General features: G+C 58.6%; 17 protein-coding genes and 1 riboswitch. Of the genes, 13 read left to right on the top strand and 4 right to left on the bottom strand.

Annotated features, from left to right (window positions below; translation table 11 throughout):
- The first annotated feature begins 82 nt into the window (after positions 1-82).
- The 6 genes from QP503_RS04185 (at position 83) to QP503_RS04160 (ending at position 7,255) form a co-directional block, all read left to right on the top strand.
- Positions 83-556 (top strand): SRPBCC family protein, encoded by a 474-nt coding sequence (locus QP503_RS04185; RefSeq protein WP_006680547.1) that lies wholly within the window; start codon positions 83-85, stop codon positions 554-556.
- A gap of 345 nt (positions 557-901) precedes the next feature.
- On the top strand, positions 902-2,350 hold the full coding sequence (locus tag QP503_RS04180; protein ID WP_285101286.1) for an amino acid permease: 1,449 nt from the start codon (positions 902-904) through the stop codon (positions 2,348-2,350).
- Positions 2,351-2,475: 125 nt separating this feature from the next.
- Positions 2,476-2,588, top strand: a riboswitch (TPP riboswitch).
- A 32-nt stretch (positions 2,589-2,620) separates the two neighbouring features.
- Positions 2,621-3,226: an ECF transporter S component gene (locus QP503_RS04175; RefSeq protein ID WP_219585536.1), complete on the top strand. Its 606-nt coding sequence runs from the start codon at positions 2,621-2,623 to the stop codon at positions 3,224-3,226.
- A gap of 95 nt (positions 3,227-3,321) precedes the next feature.
- Positions 3,322-5,757: an ATP-binding cassette domain-containing protein gene (locus tag QP503_RS04170; protein WP_285101283.1), complete on the top strand. Its 2,436-nt coding sequence runs from the start codon at positions 3,322-3,324 to the stop codon at positions 5,755-5,757.
- A complete protein-coding gene (locus QP503_RS04165) occupies positions 5,757-6,371 on the top strand; it encodes a nucleoside/nucleotide kinase family protein (RefSeq protein WP_285101281.1) in 615 nt (204 codons plus the stop codon). Before QP503_RS04170 ends, QP503_RS04165 begins: the two co-directional genes overlap by 1 nt.
- A gap of 95 nt (positions 6,372-6,466) precedes the next feature.
- Entirely contained in the window at positions 6,467-7,255 is a 789-nt protein-coding gene (locus QP503_RS04160) for a class I SAM-dependent methyltransferase (protein WP_006680542.1), read from the top strand.
- Positions 7,256-7,336: 81 nt separating this feature from the next.
- Here QP503_RS04160 and QP503_RS04155 read toward each other — a convergent pair whose 3' ends face one another.
- Together QP503_RS04155 and QP503_RS04150 are read right to left on the bottom strand one after the other, a co-directional pair.
- Positions 7,337-8,422 carry a Gfo/Idh/MocA family protein gene (locus QP503_RS04155; RefSeq protein ID WP_285101280.1) on the bottom strand — a complete coding sequence of 362 codons (1,086 nt, stop codon included), beginning with the start codon at positions 8,420-8,422 and terminating at the stop codon, positions 7,337-7,339.
- A gap of 67 nt (positions 8,423-8,489) precedes the next feature.
- A complete protein-coding gene (locus QP503_RS04150) occupies positions 8,490-11,183 on the bottom strand; it encodes a lysylphosphatidylglycerol synthase domain-containing protein (protein ID WP_285101278.1) in 2,694 nt (897 codons plus the stop codon).
- A gap of 163 nt (positions 11,184-11,346) precedes the next feature.
- Here QP503_RS04150 and QP503_RS04145 point away from each other — a divergent pair, with 163 nt between their 5' ends.
- Genes QP503_RS04145 through pheA form a run of 3 tightly spaced genes read left to right on the top strand, consistent with a single transcriptional unit; the run spans position 11,347 to position 15,360 of the window.
- On the top strand, positions 11,347-12,030 hold the full coding sequence (locus QP503_RS04145; RefSeq protein WP_103633013.1) for a DedA family protein: 684 nt from the start codon (positions 11,347-11,349) through the stop codon (positions 12,028-12,030).
- A gap of 3 nt (positions 12,031-12,033) precedes the next feature.
- Positions 12,034-14,370 carry a DUF6541 family protein gene (locus QP503_RS04140; protein ID WP_219585531.1) on the top strand — a complete coding sequence of 779 codons (2,337 nt, stop codon included), beginning with the start codon at positions 12,034-12,036 and terminating at the stop codon, positions 14,368-14,370.
- 12 nt (positions 14,371-14,382) lie between these two features.
- The gene (pheA, locus tag QP503_RS04135; protein ID WP_285067659.1) at positions 14,383-15,360 is read left to right on the top strand and encodes a prephenate dehydratase; all 978 of its coding nucleotides are present in this window, start codon (positions 14,383-14,385) and stop codon (positions 15,358-15,360) included.
- 17 nt (positions 15,361-15,377) lie between these two features.
- Here pheA and QP503_RS04130 read toward each other — a convergent pair whose 3' ends face one another.
- The gene (locus QP503_RS04130; RefSeq protein ID WP_285101274.1) at positions 15,378-16,718 is read right to left on the bottom strand and encodes a diacylglycerol/lipid kinase family protein; all 1,341 of its coding nucleotides are present in this window, start codon (positions 16,716-16,718) and stop codon (positions 15,378-15,380) included.
- Positions 16,719-16,904: 186 nt separating this feature from the next.
- On the opposite strand from QP503_RS04130, the gene serS reads away from it, so the two are divergent.
- From serS to QP503_RS04110, 4 genes are all read left to right on the top strand, one after another.
- Complete coding sequence (gene serS, locus QP503_RS04125; protein WP_103632905.1) at positions 16,905-18,179, top strand: serine--tRNA ligase; 1,275 nt, start codon at positions 16,905-16,907, stop codon at positions 18,177-18,179.
- A 6-nt stretch (positions 18,180-18,185) separates the two neighbouring features.
- On the top strand, positions 18,186-19,133 hold the full coding sequence (locus QP503_RS04120) for an HAD hydrolase family protein (RefSeq protein WP_285084489.1): 948 nt from the start codon (positions 18,186-18,188) through the stop codon (positions 19,131-19,133).
- A 76-nt stretch (positions 19,134-19,209) separates the two neighbouring features.
- Entirely contained in the window at positions 19,210-20,802 is a 1,593-nt protein-coding gene (locus QP503_RS04115; RefSeq protein WP_285084487.1) for a xylulokinase, read from the top strand.
- A 176-nt stretch (positions 20,803-20,978) separates the two neighbouring features.
- On the top strand, positions 20,979-21,860 hold the full coding sequence (locus tag QP503_RS04110) for a DUF5926 family protein (RefSeq protein ID WP_103632908.1): 882 nt from the start codon (positions 20,979-20,981) through the stop codon (positions 21,858-21,860).
- A gap of 93 nt (positions 21,861-21,953) precedes the next feature.
- Here the strand turns inward: QP503_RS04110 and QP503_RS04105 are convergent, their stop codons facing one another.
- The gene (locus QP503_RS04105; RefSeq protein ID WP_006680531.1) at positions 21,954-22,739 is read right to left on the bottom strand and encodes a glycosyltransferase; all 786 of its coding nucleotides are present in this window, start codon (positions 22,737-22,739) and stop codon (positions 21,954-21,956) included.
- Between the last annotated feature and the right edge of the window lie 65 nt (positions 22,740-22,804).

Here is a 22,804-nt window from a genome sequence, read left to right as displayed (position 1 = left end):
GGGGTGCGTCGCGATCCACGCACCCCAAAGTCATATTCGCGTTCATCTAGTGACGTGGGAAGATTCCGGTTACCGTTGAGGTATGAATTTCTTCGATGATGATGAGAACACCCCGGAAGAGGACTTCGACCGCGTCGAAGTTGACTGTGGAATTGCCACCTCTGTTGAAAACGTGTGGGCAGTTGTCAGCGAACCCGGCTGGTGGGTTAATGACGGTCCGGTCGACGACCACGAGGTCGCCCTTGATGATGAGGGCATCTACCACGTGACTGACCCTGAAGCGGGCGAGTGGCTGGTTGAAAAAGCAGACGAGGATCCGATGGATGTCGTCGCCTTCCGCTGGTATCCGATCGCGTCCGATGAGCTCCCCGACGAATACGCGACTCGCGTCGAAATCTCCCTCTCTGAAGAGGGCGACTCGGTGAACGTTCACATCGAAGAGTCCGGCCTCTCGTCAGTCAGCGACGATGAAGACGAGGCCCGCCAAATGTGGGATGACGAAGCGGGGATGTGGGCTGAAGCGCTTGATGCGATCAAAGCTCACCTCGAAGCCTGAACCTTTCTTCAGACCGCCCACGCTGCAAGCCCTGGTGCTTTGTGGTGTGGGCGGCCTCGTGATTGAGGAAGAGAAAACGCGAAGGTGCAAGATCGTGTAAATCGACACATATACGCAGGTGGGGCACGGTTGAGTGAATGCGACGTGACTCGTTTGCCATGTGTCGCGCATGAAAAGGTAACGCGAAGGTGAAGTATCGTAAACAATTATTGGGGCACTGTTAGCGAATTACGGACCTTGCACAGCAGCAGTGCTCGGCTTACCCGTAGTGTCGGCGTCATCACCGCCGACACACACGCTCGGCGATATCGCCGACGCGGAAGGAGTCTGATGAGTAGTCACGGCATGAGCGCAACCGGAACACCTGCGCCTAGCGCAGGAGCCGACACCGGCGAAAGTGGCCACCTGCAACGCAATCTGCAAAACCGACACGTCCAGCTCATCGCAATCGGTGGCGCAATTGGCACCGGCCTGTTCATGGGCTCCGGCAAGACGATCGCCACAGCAGGCCCTTCGATCCTGCTGGTCTACATCATTATCGGCGCGATCCTGTTCATGTTCATGCGCGCGATGGGTGAGTTACTTCTGTCGGACTCGCGCTATCACACGTTCGCTGACATCGCCCGCGACCTCATCGGTCCCTGGGCCGGGTTCGTCACCGGCTGGACGTACTGGATGTGCTGGGTCGTCACCGGCGTCGCCGACGTGATCGCCATCACCGGATACGTCAGATTCTGGTGGCCACAAACGCCCGCGTGGATCCCGATTGTCATTACGACAGTCCTGCTGTTCTCCCTGAACGCGATGACCGTGAAGGCGTTTGGTGAAACAGAATTCTGGTTCGCGCTGGTCAAGATCATTGCGATTCTTGCGCTGGTCGTCGTTGGTTTCATCATGGTCGCCATGCACACCACCTCCGAAGCTGGCACGACCGCTGCGGTATCAAACCTCTGGTCGCACGGCGGTGTTTTCCCGAAGGGCTTCATCGGATTCTTGGGTGGCTTCCAGATTGCTCTCTTCGCATTCGTCGGCATCGAACTGGTCGGAACGACGACCGCGGAAACCGCCGACCCGGAAAAGACTCTGCCCAAGGCGATTAACTCCATCCCCGTGCGCATCATGCTGTTCTACGTCGCGGCTCTCGCCGCGATCATGATGGTGACCCCGTGGGACCAGGTTGACCCCGAGCGCTCGCCGTTCGTCACCATGTTCTCCATGACCGGCCTAGCGGCGGCCGCGACGATCGTGAACATTGTCGTTCTGACCTCTGCTGCATCGTCGGCGAACTCCGGCATCTACTCAACGTCGCGTATGCTGTTCGGCCTGGCGTCGCGCGGAGACGCCCCCAAGATCTTTGCCCGCCTGTCTCGCCGTCACGTCCCGAAGAACGCTCTGTTCCTGTCGTGTGTCTGCCTGCTGTCCGGCATTATCGTCATGGCGTCCGGCGGGTCGATCTCCGCGGCGTTCACGCTGGTCACATCCATGTCGGCAACCCTGTTCATGGGCGTGTGGGTCGTCATCATCGTCTCATACCTGATTTACCTGCGTCGCTACCCTGAGCGCCACGAAGCCTCAGTCTTCAAGGCTCCGTGGGGCGCAGCATCCGCGTGGATCGTCTTCATCTTCATGCTGGCGATGGTCGCCGTCCTCATCCTGTTTGAGGACACGCGTCAGGGCTTGTTCACGTCCCTCGTGTGGATCGCCTTTATCGTCGGTGTTGCGCTGATCAATCGCCATCGCATGTTGAAGCGCGCAGAGGAAGGCACCCTCGATCACGCGGTCGCCGATGTTTGACGCACAGGCGCGACTTCTCGCCCCTGTTGTCGGCACATCCGGCATCTCCGTATCGCACGTCCTTTCATTTTCTGAAATATCGACCGCCCGAATTCGCAATCTGTGTATCCGCTGATTAGGCTTTACTTCAGTGCCACGGGAACCCGCACGCGTGCTGGGTTGAGAGGAAGGCAAAGTGCCTTCGACCGTCGAACCTGAACCGGATAATGCCGGCGTAGGGAGGCTTCCTACTCGTGAGCACCATGCTGTACACGAGAGGAGTTCTTCAGCATGAGTGACAACGTTGCATCCGCACCCCGCCTGAATTGGCGCGTCGTTGACATGGTGACCACCGCGATTCTTGGTGTTGCATGTGGTTTGCTGTTCCTGATCTGGAACCAGGTTGGTGGTTTGGGCTACGACGTTCTGGATGCTGTGACCCCCGGTTTCGGTGGTCTGATTACCGGTATTTGGCTGATCGGTGGCCCGATTGGTGGATTGATCGTCCGCAAGCCGGGTGCTGCAACCCTGGTTGAGGTCATTGCTGCTTCGGTTTCCGCTGCGCTGGGTTCACAGTGGGGTATTTCGACGCTGTACTCGGGTCTTGCTCAGGGTCTGGGCGCCGAGATCATCTTCGCTCTCTTCGTTTACCGTCGCTTCAGCCTGACGATTGCCACCCTTTCGGGTGCCGGTGCCGGTGTGGGCGCGTGGATCCTTGAGTTCCTGGCGTTCGGCAACATGGCGAAGTCCTTCGGCTTCAACATCACTTACTTCATCACGCTGATCATTTCGGGTGCGATTGCGGGCCTGCTGGCATGGTTGCTGGTTCGCGGTCTTGCGCAGACTGGCGCGCTGGATCGTTTCGCGGCCGGTCGCGAGGTTCGGACTCGCGTCTGATGAATTGACGAGGCCTGGACCCGCTGGCGAAGACACAAGCCACCGCCAGCGGATCCAGGCTTTATCGGTCTCTACTCTTTCTGGGGCGTTGCACTATGAGCACTAATCTGCCTGATCCCGGTGTTCCTGCTTTTCACTCTGACTCGTTACGTGGGGAGGATGCCAAGGCGCCTCGTACCCCCGCGTCGGTCGTGATCGAAGACTGGGGTTGGCGTCATGGCGGTCGTCTGAAGTGGACGCTCGATGGGGTGAATCTGCAGATTAACCCGGGTGAGCGCGTTCTGGTTTTAGGTCCGAGTGGCTCAGGTAAGTCGACGTTGATGGCGGGTTTGGCTGGCCTGCTCGGTGGGGAAGATGAGGGTGAAGCGCGAGGCTCCCTATTGGTCGAGGGCGAGAAGCCGGAGAATCTTCGCGGTCGCATCGGCTTGATGATGCAAGATCCTGAGGCTCAGGTTGTGCTTGCGCGTGTCGGTGATGACGTGGCGTTCGGCATGGAGAACCTCGGGGTTGTGCGCGAAGAGATTTGGCCGCGCGTTGATGCCGCTTTGGAAGCGGTTGGCCTGAATGTCAGCCGTGATCGCAATACGTCGATGCTGTCGGGCGGTCAGAAACAGCGCCTCGCACTCGCGTCGATTTTGGCGATGCAGCCCGGTCTTCTGCTTCTTGATGAGCCGACCGCAAACCTTGATCCGGAAGGCGTTGCGGGGGTTCGCGACGCGGTTGAGCGTGTCCTTGCTGTGAGTGGCGCAACGATGGTCGTTATTGAGCATCGCGTGGATGTGTGGGCGTCGCTCGTTGATCGTGTGATCGTGATCCTCGATGGCGCCGTTGCAGCTGATGGTCCGATTGAGCAGGTGCTTGCCGAGCAGGGTGAGACGCTGAAACAGCGTGGCATCTGGCTTCCCGTCGACGATGTTGTTGCCGCGCTCGGAGCTAGCGAAGGACAGAATCAGGCTCTCGATAACGGAGGGCAGACAGACTCCACTCCCATCCTGTCAGTTCGTGACCTGACGATCGGCTACTCACCGGAGCATCCTGTCCGCACCGGTATCAGCCTCGATATTCCGCGAGGCCAATCGACGTGCCTCGTTGGCGCGAACGGTGCGGGTAAGACGACTCTCGCTCTGACGCTCGCCGGCCTGTTACCGCAGATTGAAGGCACAATCAGAGCCGCCCCGAAGGACGGTCTTCCCAGCGAATCCGCTGACCCGCACGAGTGGCGTTCGAAAGACCTCCTAGGCCGAATCTCTATGGTCTTCCAGGAACCCGAGTATCAGTTCGTCTCTACAACTGTGCGCGGTGAGCTTGAGATCGGCCCTCGTCAAGAGGGAATCGATGGAGACGAATTGGCCGTCCTCGTTGATGAGCACCTGGCCGCACTGGGCCTAGCCGCACTTGCTGACGCGAACCCGATGACGCTGTCGGGTGGCGAAAAGCGCCGACTTTCTGTTGCGAGCGCGCTGATCAGCGCACCCGAACTGCTGATTCTCGATGAACCGACGTTCGGTCAGGATCGCACAACGTGGCTTGAGTTGGTCAGATTGCTTCGCCGTGCGCAGGCTCTCGGAACGACGCTCGTCTCGATTACGCACGACCCCGCCTTCGTCGAAGCGATGGGGCAGAACGTCATTGACCTCGGTAGCGTCGGCGTTGCGCCAGCGGGTGCGAATTCGTCACTTGCGCCCTCGATCCCAACGGACGAGGCCGACCATGCTTCATCGGACGCCACCTTGGAAGAGAAGGCCGAGCACTCCGCCACGGAGACGACGCGCCCCAAGCGTTTTATCGAATTGGTGAACCCGGTGACGCAGGTACTGTCCCTGATTCTGATGACGACGCCGTTAATCCTGTCGATCGACGTCGTATCCGCCGGCATCGCGCTGGTACTGGAACTTTTGCTTCTGCCGGTGACACATATTCGCGCTCGGACGATTGCGTTCCGCATGATCCCACTGTTCCTCGCAGCGCCTTTGGCTGCTCTGTCGATGTTGCTGTACGCGAACCCCGCGGGCGAAATCTTCTGGTCATTCGGTCCCGCAATCATCTCGGAGCGCTCCGTGTGGATGGCAGCCGGAATCTTTCTGCGCGTCCTGGCAATCGGCATGCCGGCAATCGTGTTGCTGTCACGGATTGATCCGACCGACATGGCGGACGGTCTGGCGCAGATCCTGCACGTTCCCGCCCGTCCCGTGCTGGCAACCTTAGCGGCGGCCCGCATGACCGGGCTGATGACCGCTGACTGGAAGGGCTTGGAGCAGGCGCGTCGGATCCGAGGAATCGGGGACGCTCACAAGGTCGTGTCACTGGCACGCGGTTCGTTCTCACTGCTCGTGTTCGCTTTGCGCCGTAGCGCGAAACTGTCTCTGACGATGGAAGCACGAGGCTTCGGCGCAACCGGACCTCGCACGTGGGCGCGCCAGTCCTCCATGGGCGTTCGAGACATCATCATGCTGATCGTCTCGATTCTGGTGCCGATCATCGCGTTGAGTGCTGCCGTCTATTTCGGTTATTTTGCCTTAATTGGACGCTGATGATGACGAACAAACAGGCTGAACAACGTCGGTTTTCATCCGCTCTGGGTCAACCGTTACCCGCCGACCTTGTCGAAGCGACGCTGACCCACGCGCACGCCCCAGCCAGCGAAACCCCGATCATTCTGGTTGACGGGCTGTCGGGCGCAGGCAAATCCACGTTTGCGCTCGCTCTTCGTGATGCCCTGAATGACATGGCTGGCGGATACAAGTGGCGAATCATTGGCCCCGACGAGTGGTATCGCGGTTGGCAGGGCCTCGCCGGTGCGCAATCCATCACTGAAACGGTGATGGCTGACCTTCGTGCGGGTCGCATCGCCATCTATCGCCCCTGGGATTGGGAAGCATCCACTGAACGTGACCCAAAGCAGGTTCTTCCCGGTGTTCCCACGATCGTCGAAGGGTGCGGGGTGCTGACTGAGCGTAGTTGTGCGCTCGCGGACTACATTATCTGGATTGAAGCTGAGGGTGGCGAACCCGTCCGCTACGACCGCGCGATTGCCCGCGATGGAGACACATATCGGCCACATTGGCGCACCTGGGCCGAGCAAGATGATGCTCGCCTTCTGGTCGATCATCCACAAGAGCTCGCTGACGCGATCGTTCTGACCTGACGTTGCGTGAGCCTATTCGTTACCCGACGCATTCATCTGTCCCATCCTCGGTCCCATCCTCGCTTGAGCGTTCGCAGTGACTAGACTTCTCGCTGATGAATCCTTTCGACATTGCCTCCCCCGAGTATGCCTCGGTGCGTCCGGCATACCCAGTTTCGGTCGTTGACCAGCTTGTCGAAATGACGAGGCGAGGCTTGGCAGATCATTCCGCTGGCAAGAGTGATCTCGCTGGCGAGCAGCGCCCCCGCATTGCTGATATTGGTGCTGGAACAGGAAAAATGAGCGCGCTTATTGCCGAGCGTGGCATATGCGTGGAGGCTGTTGAACCATCAGAAGCAATGCGCCAGCAGATGAGTGAAGCACTCGAAGAGCGCTCACCGTGCTGGCGTCACCTCATCGCGATTCACGATGGAACCGCAGAAGATACCGGTTTGCCGACCGGCAGTGTCGACCTCGTTGTCTATGCGCAATCGTGGCACTGGGTCGACGAAGAGCTCGCGAGTCACGAAGCAAGCCGAATCTTGAAGGATCGCGGTGGGATTGGAGTGGTGTGGAACCAAATGGATGTTTCCATCCCCTGGGTTCATCGCCTGACCAGAATTATGAGGTCCGGTGACGTGCACCGACCCGACAAGCCACCGAGCTTTTCCAGCCAATTCACTGAGCCGGTGCTCGGCCTCGTGAACTTCGAAGAGTGCATCACCCCTGAGGACATTCTTCGCTTGGGCACCACGCGATCGTCCTACCTGCGTCAAAACGAAACCGGAAGGGCGCGGATGCAGGACAATCTGCGCTGGTACCTCTACGAACACCTCGCCTACGAGCCTGGAAAACCGGTGACCATTCCGTATATGACGCTCATGTGGACGGCCCATAAGCGCTGAAACACACTGAAAGAAGTGGCCCCGCTTTCCCAAAGAGGAAAACGAGGCCACTCAAACGTGTGAAGTCAGGAAAGCTGACGCTCACTTCTCCCACGGGTAAACGATGTTCGTCTGAGCGCGCATCTCGTCCAGAAGTTCCATCACGCGCAGGGTCGCTGACCTGGGCATCGTGTCGGATTCTTTCTTGCCGGCGGTCAAGCAACGAGCGACCTCGGCCGCCTGGTACTGGAAGCCGCCGGGGACGATGCCCGACCATTCAACGGTCTCACCATTTTCGGGCTTGCCTTCACCGAAAGTGCGCAGGCGCAGAGTCGAGGGACGGTAGAACTGCTCTTCCATCTCAATAGCGCCGCGTTCGAAAACAACTTCGCCGTAGGTCGCGGATCGGCCGTTGAAGTTCGAGGCCGCCATTGCCACCGCGGTGTCGGTCTTCAATAGGGCGGCGGACTGGACGTCGACCCCCAGATCGGTGAGGTTTGCGGTTGCTCCCACAAGCTTCACGTCCGGAAGAATCTGGTGGACGAAAGACATTGAGTAGACGCCAAGATCCATCAGAGCGCCACCACCGAGCTCGGGATCCCACGTGCGACGAATGTGATCCAGCTTTTGGCCGTGATCAGCGTGAACGGTCGAAACTGCACCGAGACCACCATTGGCGACAATCTGGCTGAGTACCTTCTGGTGTGGCAGGTGACGCGTCCACATGGCTTCCATGCAGAACAGGTCCTTTTCCTTCGCCAGATCCAGGACGCGCTTCGCGGAAACGGCATCCATGGTGAAACACTTTTCCACCAAGACCGGCTTGCCGGCGTTGAGGGCGAGGGTCGCCAGTTTCTCGTGCTGCGGGTGGATGGCGGCGACGTAGACGGCGTCAATATCATCGGCTGCAACGAGGTCCTCGTAGGAGTCGTAGGCCTTTTCGACGTTGTAGGTTGCGGCGAACTCTTGGGCGCGCTTCGGATCGCGAGCTGCGATACCTGCCATCACACCGGACGAGTAGGCGGCGACGTCATGAGCAAAAACTGCTGCAATTCCGCCAGCACCGAGGATGCCCCAGCGAATTGCAGGGGCTTCCATCGGATCAAGGAGTTCCACGCCTGTGGCCAGTTCAGCCAGGGGAGCGGGTAGAGGGGCAAGGGCTGCATGAGGATTCGACTGCGTTGTCATACCCCTATTGTTTCATAGCGAATGAAAATCGTCGCTTGGTCAAACAAGAGTATTCACGCACTGAGAATCAGAGCAGGTCCTTGCGCTCCATGTACTTCATCGCCAGCCAACCGAAGGGGATGCGACCGTAGAACGTCACCAGACGGTAGAGGACCGCGGTGGGCAGGCCGATTGATAGGGGAACGCCGGCAACCTGAAGACCGGCGGTGAGGGTAGCTTCGACAGGACCAATACCGCCGGGTGAGGGGATGACAGAACCCAGAGAGTTCGAAGCCAAGTAGGTCAAAGCCAGTGACAGGAGGTTCATGGAGCCACCCATCGCGGCAAGGGCCGCCCAGAAAGCTCCGATGAAACCGACGTTCATCAGAACATTTCCGCCAAGAATGGCAAGCAGACGCTGAGGCTGTCCAACAATCCAGATCAGACGGGGGTGCACCTGAGTCCATGTCGGCTCGATCTTCGACCACATCCACTTTCTGAACTGCGGAATCGACAAGAGTGCTGCAATCACTGCAATGACAACGACAACGACTGCAAGGATCGTGCCATACGGCAACTGGACGGAGAAAGAACTGCCGTTGAGTACCATCGCGATCAGCAAGAACAACAGGATGAACGCCAACTGGATCAACTGTTGCAAGGTGACCGTGGTGGCAGCGACAACCGTGCCAACCTTCTTCTTTTTCAATAGTCGCAGGTTGACGACCGCGGGACCGACGCCGGCGGGGGCAACGATCGTCGCGATCGATGCGCCGATCTGGGCGGTGAGAGCCTCCCAGAAGCGCAGTTTCACGGGGCTGAGTGCCATCAGTGGAATTGCGCCACCAACCCATGTCAAGCATGCGAGTCCAAACGAGAGCACCATCCACCACGGGTTCGCCTGCGTCACCGCTGTCGTAATGTCTTCGAAGTTCATCGAGCCCAAAACAACGACGAGCGCCGTGAAAAGAACCGCCACCATGATTACGGTGCGCGGGCGGAAACGCTGAAGATCCGTCAGCTCCACTTCATCGTCAGATTCAACGCCCATCAACTGCGCGCGCAGATTTTCCGTCAGGTCAGTTCTGCGCACGTTTTGTCGGACGCTCGTCGGCAACACCGGTTCCTGTAACACGGCTGCGCACGAGGTCAAAACTTCGGGCGCCACCGTTCTGCGGGCCGATTCCAAAGCTCGTTCACTGCCGGCGGCAAGCGAGAGCAAGACAAGCATCTGGGCAATGTCGATACGGCGGTTGAGCTCAGTGGTTGCGACCTCGCCCTTTTGCCAATCGACAATCCACAGTTCCCCCCTATCGTCTAAGAGCACGGCATCCTGGGAAAGATCCCGGTGGCTAATACCGCTTCGATGGGCGGCACGAAGCTGCGTCCACGCCTCATCGAGCATCGCGTCACTGATCTGGTCAGCCTCGAATGACGTGAGCGGAGCCGTTGGTGGAAGCGCCTGCGATACGGAAATAAACGACTCGCCAGCCTGAGCGATTCCAGCAACGTCGGGGGTGTGAACACCAGCTTTACGGGCTGCAAGGGAAGTCAGCGTAGCGCGTTCCGTTGTTGCCTTCAGAGACGGGGAAATCCATCGCGAAATTCCGCGCAAGCGCACGTTGTTCCACACGTCAACAAGCGTTCCGACAATCTCGCGACCGGGATCCAACGCCACCACTTCATACAGCTGATCATCAACCGTCCACACCTGATAATGACGATTTTCGTCAACGTCAGGCCGACGATTCACCGTGTATTCGACAGTCTGCACGTCACGACTTTGAATGTGGAGCCGGCCTCGTGAATCTTCGATAATCGACCAAGCCGAAAGTGGTTCGCTTGATGTATCCAAATCGGTACGCACCACGCGAACTGGCACCAGACCCAAGTCCAAAAGAGCGGAAACGATATCCGTACCCGAGGCACGACGGTCCTCGAAGCCGAAAAACCACCGCGCAATTGAACCAACGATCCGCCCGATGAACACGGAAATGAACGCGCTTGGCAGAGTCATCGACGAACGCATCACGCCAAGGAAAACAATCACCCACAGGCCGATCCACGCCCAACGGACGGTTCGCATATTCTGCATCTCGCCCGCGACAGTGAACATTGCGCAGAGCGTGATCACGATCAGGTTGATCCCCAGCGCCGTTGACGTCGTATTGCCCAGCAGCGCGACAGCCTTCGCCACGCGAAGAGGAGCCGTGATGTCATCAGGTAGCAGTGAAGTCGCCCAGAGGAGCGCCCACCCCACCAGTACCGCGACGATCGCCGTGCCCACAGAATGAGCGATCGCGGAAATACGCCGACGCAAGGCCAGCGCAACCACAATCGCAATCGGAGCGATCAGGACAACGCTGCCCTCGACCAACGTGATCGGAAGAAGCAGAATTTCACGGATGAAACGAAAACGAAGAACATCCTCTGTCACACCCTGCGTAGTCGCGTTCGCAAAAACGCCGATTGCCCACGTGGCAGCGATTCCGAAAACACAGAAAAGTGCTTGAAACAAGTCCTCGCGACGTCGCCTGCGCGGAGTCTGCCTATCCGCATAGTGAACGGGGACGGGCAGACGGCCAGGTGTGTGGGGTTTCGCTTCATCATCCACGCCGTCGTCCGCCACGTCAGTTTCGGTATCCGCGGTGTCAGCCAGCGTTTCAGATTCCGCATAATTCTGCGGGTTTTCAGTGGTCTCGTGGTCTGCGAGGGCAGAATCAGTCTGAGAGGAAACGTCACCGGAACCTGCGGGTGTGACGTCATCCTCTGTGTACTCCATGCTCTCAATCCTAACTGCGAGCGTGTGACGGGTAGGGTGTGAAGCGCGGGAATATGCCGAGCGCTGTGTCCCGCCAACGCGCGAGAAAAGCTCGCACGAGTATCAAGGAGACTGAGTGATCATTTCGACCCTCGCCACCGACCTTCTGCCGGCGCTTTCGCCGATGGCCGATTCAAGCTGGCTGAGCACGTTCATCGGCTGGTTCCATGATCCGGAGGGCTTGCTTCTCGCAATGGGCCCGTGGGTTTTGTGGGGCACACTTGCGATCGTGCTGATCGAGTCGGGCGTTTTGTTCCCGGTTCTTCCTGGCGATTCCTTGCTGTTCACAGCGGGTCTTCTGCACGACCGTCTGGGTTTGCACCTGCCAACTCTGGTCATCCTGACCTTCATCGCCGCATTCATCGGTGCGCAGATCGGCTATTGGCTGGGTGCGCGCTATGGCCGTCGCCTGTTCTCTGACGATGCGCGCTTCTTGAAAACCGAGCATCTGCACAAAGCGGAGAGCTACTTCCTGAACTACGGCGGTCGCGCGCTGGTGATTGGTCGATTCATCCCCTTCGTGCGTACTTTCATTCCGCTTGCTGCGGGCATTGCACGCTACCCCTACTCGAAGTTCTTGGCGTTTAACTCGCTTGGCTCGTTGCTCTGGGGTGCAGGCATCACCTACCTGGGTTCGGTCTTGGGTGGCGTCGACTTCGTGCACGATCACCTGTCGATAATTATTTTGGCGATCGTGTTCGTGTCTCTGATCCCGATGATCGTTGAGTTCATCCTTCACCGTTCGCACAAGGACCAGGCCGAACCCGCTGTAGACGCTGTAGACGCGGGCACGCTTCCGCAGGAGTAAAACGTGTGTGGACAGTGGTGGGCCGCCGGACCGATCTTGGTGGAGATGGTGATGGCGCTGATTCTGCCGGGAGTCTTCTGGGTGCGCTCCTGGGTGCGCTCTTCCGTTATTGCGGTTGGCATTGCTCCTGCGATCACGCTTGGCTTCCTGACCATCCTGTCCGTTGTTTTTGATCGTAGCGATGTCACGTGGTCTCGTGAAAAAGTATTTCCCCTGCTCGGGATCGCTTTCGTTGTGGGATGCGTGAACTGGCTGTTTGCTAGCGCTCGCCGTGCTGGTGGAGGGCGCCTACAGCCGGGAAGCTTGCTGTCACACATTGGACCACGCCAGCCTCTGGGTGCTGAGCAGGCTCGACTACGAGCCTCAATGTGGATAATGATCGCCGTCGGTACGTTCGTGGCAGCCCTTCCGATGCTGTTGCACGCAAGCCCGAAAAATCCTGTCCAGCAGTGGGATTCAACATTCCATTTGAATGGCGTATGGACGATTGTGCGAACCGGGAATGCTTCACCCTTCGGCGGTCTTTCTGACCTCTACGGTGGTCGAGACGTTTTCTATCCGACCACGTGGCACGCTTTCACCGCCCTGTTCGCAACCCCGAAGACAGTTGTTCTGACCGCGAATGTGACATCGCTGGTTCTGATGCTGATCTGGATTATTGGTGCGACCGCGATGACCAGCGTCATTACGCGTAAACGTGGAGCGATTCTTGCAGCCCCTGTTCTGGCAGGCGCTCTGTTGGATATGCCTGCGGACAATCTGACGATGTACAACCAGTGGCCACTGGCGACCGGTCTTGCTCTGATCCCAGGCGTTGTTGCGCTCGCGGTGATCGTCGGTCGGCGCTTGTTGGATGCGCGTCGGGTGGGTGTGGGCGCGCTTGCTCATCAGATCCCGTTGACGATCCTGCTACTGGCAGGAATGTTTGGTGCGTCGGTTGCTCACCCGAGTTCTGCGTTCACGATCTACGTCATGCTGATCGCTGCGTTCCTTTCGGGTGTCGGTGGGGGCGCGATTCGCGCCTACCGTCGAGGCGCTCGATCCCTTGCTTTCGTCGGGGGACTTGTCTGCGTGGCGAGCCTCGTCACCCCCTTCTTGCTTTTGACGACGGGCAAAATTCGCGCGATGGGCAACTATCCACGTGCTGGAATTTCGTGGGAGTACGCGTTTAGCCACACGTTCACGCCCGCGCCACCGTTCTCGCAAACGACCGCGATGACAATGCTGATCGCCGTCCAAGTTGTCCTACTGCTGGTCGGCATTGCGGTGAGCGTTGACGCCTTCAGCATTTTCCGCATCGACGAGGCCGGGCCTGCTCAACATGCCGATACCTCCGATTGGGAGCCCGGTGCGATGTGGCCGATCGTCTCTTACCTGCTGTTCTGCTTCCTGACTTTCTTGGCGTACGCGCCGATCGGGGAATTCCGCACATTCCTTTTGGCCCCCTGGTACTTGGATCCGCGACGGATCATGGGACCGCATGGGCTGACAATGGTGCCGTTGATGGCGATCGGTTTCGAGCGGATTTCCTTCCTCGTTTTTGAGTGGGTAGCCCGCGTTTCGCAGGGTGCGACCGCGCAGCTCACCCACGAAGATGACGGCGGAACCGAAGAGATAGCGCATGTTTTGAGAACCGAAGAAGTGGCGCAACCCGGCGGAGCTCAAGAGGGGGTGCAAGCCGGTGAAGCTGAAGAATCAGAATTCTTCGGAGCCAGCGAAACCGACGAACTGGTGGGCGCCAACATGGGTGAAGAACACCTGCCCGCACTGTTCCCACGCTGGTTGATCGACGTTGTTATCGGCGTCCTGCTTCTGCTACTCACCGGCGGAGGTGCTTTGGATGCGCGCCTTCGCGCCACCGACTACGTCTACGACCCAGAAAACCTGGGGAAGCCGGGCATGGCTGACACCGCTGAGCTCGCAATGATTCGTCGAATGCAACTGCTGATTCCCGGAGATTCGCTTGTCCTGGGTGATCCGATTGCGGGCGCGGCGTACACGGAAGTTCTTGGACAGCATGACGCGGTTTTCCCTCAGCTGTCGACCACCAATAACGAGGAACGCTGGCAACAGGTTCTGGTGAAACACTTCAACGAGATCCACGACAATCCCGAAGTGTGCGAGGTCGTCAATCAGATGGGGATCACGCACTACTACGCCGATGAAGACGGAAAGTATTACAACTTCCTGCGTTCGTCTCGATTCCCGGGCCTGTACAACGTTGATACCTCGTATGGCTTTGAATTAGTGGATCAAGGCGGAACCGCGAAGCTCTACAGGATCACGGCATGTGGCGCCGTATCTGAGAACGCCGACTCTGCGTCTGCGGAAAACAAATAACGAAGGACATCAATGTCATTGCGAATCGCATTCCTTGGACCGTTCGGAACGTTCACCGAGCAGGCCGTGCGCCAAGTCGCGCCAGTCGACGCGACACTGATGCCGATGACCAGTGCACCGCAGGCTCTGGCCGCTGTTCGCCAGGGCAAAGCCGACCGCGCGGTTGTGCCGATCGAGAATTCAATTGAGGGTGGCGTGAACGCGACTCTTGATTCACTCTCCCGAGGTGAGCCACTGGTGATCGTTGCTGAAATGGTTGTCCAAGTGGTGTTCCAGCTGGCTGTTCGTCCGGGAACCCAGCCCGAAGATGTTCGTCGCATTGGTACGCACCCGCACGCGTGGGCTCAGTGTCGTGGATGGGTTGAAGCCACTTTCCCGGGCGCTGTTCACGTGCCTGCCACTTCCACGGCAGCCGGGGCAGAAATCCTTTCCGGTGGTGACGCCCCGTTTGATGCGGCTCTCTGCAACGAGGTTTCGGTTCAGACCTATGGTCTTGAAGCGATTTACAAGGACGTCGCTGATAATCCGGGTGCCGTGACGCGTTTCGTCCTGGTGTCGAAGCCGGGTCAGATCCCCGCGCCAACGGGTGCGGATAAGACGACGATCCAGGTTGCTCTTCCGGTGAACGAGTCCGGTGCATTGCTGACCCTGTTGGAGCAGTTCGCTGTCCGCGGTGTCGACCTTTCGCGTATTGAGTCTCGCCCAAGCGGTGACGGTTTGGGTGATTACACGTTCAGCATCGACATTGTTGGACACATTTCCGAAGAACGTGTTCAAGCCGCTCTTGTTGGTCTGCATCGCTATTCGCCCGAGGTTCGTTTTATGGGTTCGTACCCGCGCGTTGACGGAATGAAAGCACATGTTCTGCGTGGAACCAGCGATGAGGATTTCCACGCGGGTCGCGCATGGGTGGCGTCAATTCTTCAGGGTGGAAATGGCGTTGACGTTCCGGATTACCCGGTTGCGCCGTCGTGGCCGTTGAACGGCTGACTGCTTATTTCCCGGTTTCAGTTTTCGAGGCCGGGAACCGCAATATCTAGAGCCTGTGGATCAAGCCGGACGTGAACGGTTCGCGCAGTTCCGATCGCGTCACCATCAACCTGAATCACCTGGGGTGATTGAGCGGCGACGGATGCGCCCTCTGCCTGCCTGAACTGAATCTTGCCGGTGGAAACCGGAAGATTCATGGTCTTCACACCCAGTCCCTGTCCCATGATCTTCAAGGACAGGTCCGCCCAGCCCAGCACGCCAGCTTCCGTGTTGACGGCAATGACATCAATCAGCCCGTCATCGACGCGAGCACCCGGTGCCAAGGTGATGAATGGAAGTTCCCCGCAGTTCGCAAACATGACAGTGCGCGAATGAACCCACGTGAGAACTGATTCGGGCTGATCAGGGACGCTGACCCCGCTGATCGTTGCGGATTCGTCAACGACGCGAGAGTGCTCATCATCTCCGGGAGCATCCCCGACAGGATCATCGATCGGTTTCGGGTTGCGGAGCATCAAGCGCAGTCGTGTTCCTTCCTTCGCGATTGCTCCGAGGGCTGCTATCACATAGGCAACCCATCCAACCTTCTTCTTCAGTTCTGAGTCGGTCGCAGCCATCGTTTCGCCGTCGAAGCCAAGACCGGCGATGACGACAAACGAATACTCGTCCGTTCCGGGCAGATTCTGAGCGCGGTGCGCCAGTGAGGAGTCCGCCTGATCGAGTGATGGCGGAGTATCAGTGTCAACTCTGTTCTTCGTCAGAGCCGCCCGCACCAGCATTCCCTCCGCGGGAATCTCGGAAGGCGTGTCGACGTTGTCGACGCGCAACCACCCGCAGTCAAGCGCCCGGTGGTTTTCTCCCAGAGCAATGCGCATCGCTTGAGCTGAATCGTCGATCGGAATTCCTAGGTTACGGGCCAGAATGTTGCCGGTGCCGGCGGGAATAATGCCCATACGCACACCCGACCCAGCAACGCCCGCGGCCACAGCGCGCACCGTGCCGTCACCACCGGAAGCAATGATGACGGATGCGCCCTGCGCCAAAGCGTCAATTGCTTGACCGGTGCCGGGGTCTTCCGCGGTTGTTTCACGCCAATGCACGTGGTCAATGCCCATCTGATGCGCAGCCTGATTGACTTCGGCTTTGAAAGCATCCACATCATCATGCTTGACCGGATTCACGATCACCCACGGACGTGGGCGACCGCGCTCGGGATCGAAAGCGGAACTGGGGGTGAGCATCGCATCTTTGCGCAGTTGCAAGCGTGCTTGACGCGTCTGATACCAACGCCAGAGCCACAGGCCACCAAAGAGAACGAACGCAAGCGTAAGAATGCCCACCACAATCCAGATCATCATGCATCCAAGACTATCCATCGAACGCTTTTCGCGTCCCGCCAGAAAACAAAATTGGTGGATAAATCAAATCCGCAATCCATCGCTGTGGAAACGCCTGTCCACATCCGGAGCCTGTTCACTTGCGTTATCCACACAAGCGCTGGTCGTGAATAACGCCAGGCCGAACCCTGCCCTAAGATTGGAAGCATGATTGATGTTCGCGCACTTCGTGAAAACCCTGAGCCCGCCCGTGCCTCCCAGCGCGCACGCGGTGGCGATGTTGAACTCGTCGACCGCATCCTTGAAGCTGATGCACTGCGTCGCACCAGCCTGCAGGATTTCGAGTCCCTTCGATCTACCCAGAAGGAAGTTTCCAAGTCGGTCGGTAAGGCATCCAAGGAAGAGCGCCCTGCGATTCTCGCTCGGGCGAAGGAACTTGCCGAACAGGTGAAGGCTCTCGAAGCCAAGGCGAACGAAGCAGACGCAGACGCTGACCGTCTTGCACGCCTGTTGCCGAACCTCGTCCTCGATGGTGTTCCGGTTGGTGGTGAAGAAGACTTCGTTGTCCTGCGCCACGAAGGCCCCAAGCCACGTGACTTCGCAGCCGAAGGCTTCGAACCCGCAGACCACCTGGCCATTGGTGAAGGCCTCGACGCGATCGACACCAAGCGTGGCGCAAAAGTCTCCGGCGCACGCTTCTACTACCTCAAGGGCATCGGCGCTCGCCTTGAACTCGCCATGATGACAATGGCACTCGACCAGGCCGTCAAGGCTGGTTTTGTCCCGATGATGACCCCGACCCTCGTGACCCCCGCAGTCATGGGCGGTACCGGCTTCCTCAACGAGCACTCGGACGAGATCTACTACCTGCCCGCCGACGACCTGTACCTGACCGGTACGTCCGAAGTGGCCCTTGCGGGCTACCACGCCGACGAGATCCTCGATCTGTCCGACGGTCCGAAGCGTTATCTGGGGTGGTCCACCTGCTACCGTCGCGAAGCCGGTTCTGCAGGCAAGGACACGCGTGGCATCATCCGCGTCCACCAGTTCAACAAGGCTGAAATGTTCTCCTACTGCCGCCCCGAGCAGGCTGAAGAAGAGCACCAGCGTTTCCTGGCATGGGAAGAAGAGATGCTCCGCAAGGTTGAGCTTCCCTACCGCGTCATTGACACGGCTGCCGGCGACCTCGGCACCTCGGCTGCACGCAAGTTCGACTGCGAAGCATGGTTGCCGACCCAGGAACGCTACATGGAGGTCACGTCGACCTCGAACTGCACCACTTTCCAGGCACGTCGCCTGGGCATTCGTGAGCGCCGCGAAAATGGCATGGCCCCAGTGGCAACGCTGAATGGCACTCTTGCCACCACTCGCTGGCTGGTTTCGATCCTCGAAAATCACCAGCAGGCAGACGGCTCGGTCTACGTTCCCGAAGCAATGCGCCCGTACCTAGGTGGTCTGGAAGTGCTCGAGCCTGTCAAGTGACATCACATGGCTGAAACTTCCAACGCACCCATCGTTAACCTTGTGTCCCCGCCCCCATCGGGTGAGGCACCGATCCAGTTTGAATCACTGGTCGAATCGGCATTTCAGGCGTTGCCCGAATCGATGCCGACGGATCCGAAGAAGATCCTGATCGGTCTTGACCTTGATGGAACGGTGCTCTTACCGACGGGGGCGTCGGCGCGTGTGCGCGCAGCAATCGGCGCTGCTGAAGATGCGGGGATGAACGTCGTTATTGCGACGGGGCGTTCGTTGGAAGCAACGCAGCCGGTGCTTGAGCAACTGGGGGATCCTCGTGCGTGGGCGCTCTGCTCGAACGGTGCTATCCGCGTTCACTTTTCTGACGCGTATGTTTCTGGCGCATTGTCTGCTGACATTTCCACTTTTGATCCGTCGACCTTGGTTGACCAGGTTGGTCAGGAGATGCCGAATGCTCTGATCGGTGTGGAAATTCCTGGAATGTTCCTCATCTCCGGCGTTTTTCCACCCGGGGAACTGATCGAAGAATTCGCCCTGAAACCGATCGAAGACCTCAAGGTAGCTGACGCGATCAAGGTTGTCATTCGTGAACCAGCGATGAACCGTGAAGAGTTTGAAACTGCTTTGACCAATGCGGGAGTTATTGGGAACTGGGAATGCTCGATCGGTTGGACCAGTTGGGCTGACGTTCTTCCCCTGGGAGTAACGAAAGCCAGCGGGCTTGAAACTCTGAGCGCCGACTTGGGTGTTCCCTTTGAAGGCACTGTCGCGATCGGTGATGGCACGAATGATGTTCCCATGATTGAGTGGGCAAACTTCGGCGTTGTCATGGGTGGCGCCGATGATAATGTGAAAAAATCCGGTGATTTTGTCACGGGAGCCGTCGAAAACGATGGTGCTGCGGCCATCATTTGTGCACTTCTTCGTCATTGTGGGCAAACCCTTACGGACATTTGAGTCAGTGATAGCGTGACGTCGATAACGCGTGAAACAATTTCGACACGTCAACGATGACAAGTGGAGGACTAAACGCATGAGCGCTGCAGTTCAAGAGCTGATTGAAAACGGCCAGACCGCGCTGGGCATCGAGCTCGGCTCAACTCGAATTAAGGCCGTTCTTATTGGCCCCGACCACGAGGTTCTGGCGACGGGTGGTCATTCGTGGGAGAACCAGATTGTCGACGGCCTCTGGTCATACAGTCTTTCCGCCGTCAAAGAAGGCTTGTGTGATGCCTATGCGACGCTGGTTGCGCAGGTGAAGGAACGCTACGGTGTTGTTCCTACGACCTACGGTTCGCTGGGTATTTCGGCGATGATGCATGGCTACCTTGCGTTTGATGCCGATGGCAAGCAGCTTGCTCCGTTTAGGACGTGGCGTAACACGAACACGGGTCGCGCCGCGGCCGAGCTGATCGATGCGTTCCACTTCAACATTCCGCTTCGCTGGTCGATTGCTCATCTTCATCAGGCGGTCATTGATGAAGAGACGCACGTTCCTCAGATTGCGTCGATCAATACTCTGTCTGGTTGGGTGCATGAGCAACTGACTGGTCGTCATGTTCTGGGTATTGGTGACGCGTCGGGTATGTTCCCGATTGATTCGGTTGCCGGTGATTTTGATGCGTCGATGGTTGCTGCCTACGACGAGTTGGTTGCTCCGCGTCATCTGCCGTGGCGGTTGTCCGACCTGCTTCCGACGGTTTTGAGTGCTGGCGAAGATGCGGGTGTCCTGACCGAGGAAGGCGCGCTGTTGCTTGACCCGACGGGCACACTCCGCCCGGGTATTGCGATGTGTCCGCCTGAAGGTGACGCCGGTACGGGCATGGTGGCGACGAATTCGGTGGCTCAGCGTACGGGTAACATTTCGTGTGGCACCTCCGTGTTCCTCATGATCGTGCTGGAGAAGGCGTTGAAACGCCTGCACACTGAGGTCGATATGGTGACGACTCCCGACGGTTCGCCCGTGGCGATGGTTCACTCGAATAACGGTTCGTCCGAGTTGGATGAGTGGGTCGGCATGTTCGTCGAGTTTGCGAAGCTTGCGGGCATGGATATGAAGGTTTCTGACGTGTATGACCTTTTGTACTTCAACGCGCTGAAGGGTGATGCCGATGGTGCGGGACTGCTGGCGTACAACACGTTGTCCGCAGAGCCGATCATGGGCTTGGAAGGCGGTCGCCCGCTGTTCACTCACACCCCGGATGCCACGTTCACCTTAGCGAATGCGTTCCGCGTTCAGCTGATGAGCGTCTTCGCGGCCGTCCGTATTGGACTCGACATTCTTGCCGATGAAGGGGTCGGGCTGGACAAGGTTTTCGCTCACGGTGGTCTGTTCAAGACGCCGGGTGTGGCGCAGAAGATCCTCGCGGATTCGCTGGGGATTGCGGCGTCCGTTGGTGAAACCGCTGGCGAGGGTGGCGCGTGGGGTATCGCGGTGCTCGCTCAGTTCATGAAGTCGCGCGGTGAAGGTGAGACTCTTCCCGAATATCTTGATTCCAAGGTGTTCGCGAACGCCCAGGCTACCGTCATCGACGCGGATCCCGATGATGCTAAGGCGTACGAGAAGTTCTTGGAACGCTTCAAGGCTGCTCTTCCGGCTGTTCAGGCTGCCGCGGATAATAGCTGAGTTTTTCCGGGCACTTCCAGGTGCCAGTGTCGCTTGCGGTCCCGGCCTCGTGAATAATAATGACGAGGCCGGGATCATCTGCATTGTCGCACCGCGCTTGAGTGTGCCCGATTGGACTAGCGCCGAACCGGACGCGGAATAACGCTGGCGGGCGTGCTACCGCTACGATTTGGACTATGGGTAAAGCAAGCCGCCGCAAGAAGGTAACAAATCCTGCCGCTCGTCCGGCATTCCGCGCTCCGATTCCGTTCGTTGCCCGCCCTTACGAGGGCCTCAAGGGTGAGGTTGAACTGGTCGCCATGCGCGAGATCCTCCCGTGCGCCATCATGAGCGCATGCACTAACGCTGAGCATGGCGCGGTCGAATTCGATTTCGTCACTCTGCTCCCGGACGGTCATCCCGCGATGGTGCGTGGCGATGGTCGAATTCTGGTTGCAGCTCAGACTCGTTTCAACTCGGCCGACCTGTCACACGACGCTGGCGCTGCAATTCTCGCAGCGATTGCAGCCAAGGCTGACGGCGTCGAGGGCGTTATTGACATTGATGTGCGCGAACCTTCCGATCGTCTCCAGGACATCCTAGATCCGGAAGGCTTCGGCGAAATGAGCCTCGAAGAAAACTTCCACTTCTGGCTGAACCCGGAAGAGGAAATGGACGAGCAGACCACTCGTGCGCTTGAAGAAAACCGCGACGAGGTCATCCCAACCGTCGCAGTTCCTGGTGTTACCGGTATGTTCTGGTGCGAGATGAACCGTAACTTCGTGCGCTACGTGACCGACGTGGAAGAGTCCGCGCTGTTTACCGGCTTGGCTCGCCTGCAGGCGGCTGGCAAGGCTCGCATGGGCGAGGGCTCGCGCTTCGTAGGGGCGTTCCGTGCATGTGGCATCGCAATCCCGGTCTTCGAACTTGCCGAGGGTGCGACCGCTGATGACATCGCCGAAGACGCAGCAACCCTGGCAACTGAGCTTGAAAAGGCTCTTGCCGTGAAGGAGCCACTGACCGCTGATGAGCGTCGTGCTCGCCAGGGCATGGTCTCGCGTCAGGTGACGATCCGCTGATTGATGGTGTGAGTCGCTGACAAGCGTATGGTGCCCTGCTTGGGATCCTCCCAAGCAGGGCACCCAAGTTTTACGGTTGAAATCCTTGAACGGCTAGGCGTCAGTGAGTTCCCGATCACGTGCAACGCATGGGTAGGGGATTCCAACACCCTGGCGAGCATTCGCATACGGGTGCGGGTGATGGTGGCGCGCTTTTACGCGACCGAATACCGTGCGAATTGAAGCGATCGTCGTATCGGTGAAGCGCGTACGCGGGTTCAAATCGCCGAATGATTTATCGGCACCTGTGCGTTCGAAACTGCAGGGAATCTCAATGATCGACAAGCCCGCGTTGAGCACATCAATCGTCATCGCAATTTCCAAGCCGTACCCGTTCATAAAGGGCATAGCTGCCGTGATTCCCTCGCGTGTCACGCAACGCACGGACGCAAGCGGGTAAGCGGGTTCCCAGCCGGTTGCGCGTCGAATAACGCGACGCGCCAACCGCGCGGCCCGTCCCAATTTCGACGTGAGGCTCATTCCTACGGGAATAGAACACGCGCAGTCGGCTTCACCGTTCATCACGGACTCAACAAGCGCAGTAGCCTCAACCGCCGAATCTCCCAAGTCAGCGTTCAGAACAAGAAGAAGGCGCGCAGGCCAATCCGCCCGATCGCGCATCGCGGCCACTTTGACGCCAGTCTCGATGGCGGATGCGCGGCCTCGTTCCACAGAATGGCGGACGACGACTGCACCGGCGGCGCGGGCGGCAGCTCCCGTGTTGTCATCGGACCCATCGTCGACGACGATCAGCAGATCGACGCCGGGGATGGCTCGGCATGCGCGCACAGTACCGGCAACATCGTGGCCAACATTGTGGGCTGGGATGATGGCTGCCACTCGTTGAGGGGCGACGTTTGACCGTGCTGGCAGACTGGGAGGATTCACCCTTACAGTGTAAAACA

This window comes from Pauljensenia sp. UMB0895 (assembly GCF_030218905.1).
In the GTDB taxonomy this organism is placed as follows: Bacteria; Actinomycetota; Actinomycetes; order Actinomycetales; family Actinomycetaceae; genus Pauljensenia; species Pauljensenia turicensis_A.
Note: the sequence above shows the minus strand (reverse complement) of the source record. Positions and strands in the feature narration are given on the sequence as shown.

Bases quoted from the DNA above. Each gene is read 5' to 3' on its own strand.
- QP503_RS04185 (WP_006680547.1), top strand. From the start codon at position 83: ATGAATTTCTTCGATGATGATGAGAACACCCCGGAAGAGGACTTCGAC.
- QP503_RS04155 (WP_285101280.1), bottom strand. From the start codon at position 8,422: ATGACAACGCAGTCGAATCCTCATGCAGCCCTTGCCCCTCTACCCGCT.
- QP503_RS04120 (WP_285084489.1), top strand. From the start codon at position 18,186: ATGGCTGAAACTTCCAACGCACCCATCGTTAACCTTGTGTCCCCGCCC.
- QP503_RS04170 (WP_285101283.1), top strand. From the start codon at position 3,322: ATGAGCACTAATCTGCCTGATCCCGGTGTTCCTGCTTTTCACTCTGAC.
- QP503_RS04115 (WP_285084487.1), top strand. From the start codon at position 19,210: ATGAGCGCTGCAGTTCAAGAGCTGATTGAAAACGGCCAGACCGCGCTG.
- QP503_RS04165 (WP_285101281.1), top strand. From the start codon at position 5,757: ATGATGACGAACAAACAGGCTGAACAACGTCGGTTTTCATCCGCTCTG.
- QP503_RS04180 (WP_285101286.1), top strand. From the start codon at position 902: ATGAGCGCAACCGGAACACCTGCGCCTAGCGCAGGAGCCGACACCGGC.
- QP503_RS04130 (WP_285101274.1), bottom strand. From the start codon at position 16,718: ATGATGATCTGGATTGTGGTGGGCATTCTTACGCTTGCGTTCGTTCTC.
- QP503_RS04110 (WP_103632908.1), top strand. From the start codon at position 20,979: ATGGGTAAAGCAAGCCGCCGCAAGAAGGTAACAAATCCTGCCGCTCGT.
- serS (WP_103632905.1), top strand. From the start codon at position 16,905: ATGATTGATGTTCGCGCACTTCGTGAAAACCCTGAGCCCGCCCGTGCC.
- QP503_RS04160 (WP_006680542.1), top strand. From the start codon at position 6,467: ATGAATCCTTTCGACATTGCCTCCCCCGAGTATGCCTCGGTGCGTCCG.
- QP503_RS04175 (WP_219585536.1), top strand. From the start codon at position 2,621: ATGAGTGACAACGTTGCATCCGCACCCCGCCTGAATTGGCGCGTCGTT.
- pheA (WP_285067659.1), top strand. From the start codon at position 14,383: ATGTCATTGCGAATCGCATTCCTTGGACCGTTCGGAACGTTCACCGAG.
- QP503_RS04150 (WP_285101278.1), bottom strand. From the start codon at position 11,183: ATGGAGTACACAGAGGATGACGTCACACCCGCAGGTTCCGGTGACGTT.
- QP503_RS04145 (WP_103633013.1), top strand. From the start codon at position 11,347: ATGGCCGATTCAAGCTGGCTGAGCACGTTCATCGGCTGGTTCCATGAT.